The organism is Streptomyces sp. NPDC006265 (assembly GCF_040613555.1).
Classification (GTDB): Bacteria; Actinomycetota; Actinomycetes; order Streptomycetales; family Streptomycetaceae; genus Streptomyces.
In genome coordinates this window covers 1-1,308 of sequence record NZ_JBEXSH010001443.1, presented here as the reverse complement: position 1 = coordinate 1,308, position 1,308 = coordinate 1, and the positions used below count along the sequence as shown (strand labels likewise).

Annotated in this window: 1 pseudogene; it reads left to right on the top strand. The window is 78.7% G+C overall.

From position 1 onward, the window contains the following. Nucleotides 1-1,308, top strand: a pseudogene (locus tag ABZ281_RS49645) (hypothetical protein); the annotation flags it as partial.

Genomic DNA, 1,308 nt, shown 5'->3' with positions numbered 1-1,308 from the left:
AGACCGCCGTCGCGGCCTGGGACGCCGCCCGCGAGGCGTCCCGCCGGGCCTCGGAGCACGCTCGCGAAGCGGCTTCCACCGAGACCCGCGCCGAACTGACCGCGGCCCGCGCGGCCGACGCGGCCACGGCGGCGGAGGGGGCGTACGAGGCCGAGCGCCGCACCGCCGAGTCGCTGGCGGGGGAGGAGCGGCTGGCGGAACTGCTCAGCCTGACCCCGCAGACCCGCCCGGGCATCCCGCAACCCCGCCACGGCACCGGCGAGCCCGTCGCACCGTCCGCCTCCGGCGAGCAGAGGCTCACCCCGGAGGAACTCGACCGCTTCGCCGACGACCTGCGCGACCTGCTCGACGACTCCGTCTCCTCGGCCGAGCGGCAGCTGTTCGACCTGCGTACGGCCGCCGCCGACGACTCCCGGATCCTCGGCGCGCTCGGGGACGGCGGGCTGCTGCCACCCGGCCCGGACGTGCTGGCCACCGTCGAATTCCTCGGCGAGCACGGCATCCCGGCGCTGCCCGGCTGGCGCTATCTCGCCCAGGCCGTCGACCCGGCCGACCACGCGCGCGTGCTGGCCGCCCGGCCCGAACTCGTCGACGGCGTGATCATCACCGACCCCGACTCCCACGCACGCGCCCGGGAGGCGCTGGGCGACGCGGCCCTGCTGCCCCGTTCCGCCGTGGCGGTCGGCACCGCCGCCGCCCTCCTCGCCCCGACGCCCGCCCCGGACTCCGACAGCGGCGACGTGTTCCTCGTGCCGCCGAACCCGGCCATGCACGACGAGCACGCCGCCGACGAGGAGCGGCAGGCGCTGCGCGCCCGGGCCACCGAGCGGGACGAGGAGATCCGCACCCTCGCCGCCCGGCTCGGCAAGGACCGCGAACTGGCCGCCCGGCTCGCCTCTTGGCGCAGCGGCTGCCCCGCCGGCCGGCTGACCGAACTGGCCCGGGCGGCCCACGACAGCCGCGCGTTCGCCGAGGAGTCGGAGGCTGAACAGGCCGAGGCCCGGACGGTGCGTGCCGAGGCCGACGAGGTCGCCGCCGAGGCCGCTCACGTCCGGGACGAGCGGCAGGAGGCCGCCCAGAAGGCCCGCCGCTCCGCCGACGCCCTGGCCGGGCTCGCCTTCCGGCTGCGCGAACGGGCCGGCTGGCAGGCCAAACTGCGCGAACTGGCCGACGAGGCGGCCGAGTCCGAGGCGAGCGCCCAGTCCTGCCTGGAGCGGGCCCGGGCCGCCGACGAGGACCGGCGCGCCGCCCAGCGCGCCGCCGACGACACCCGCCGCACCGCCCGCGCGCTGCGCGCCGAGCGCTCCG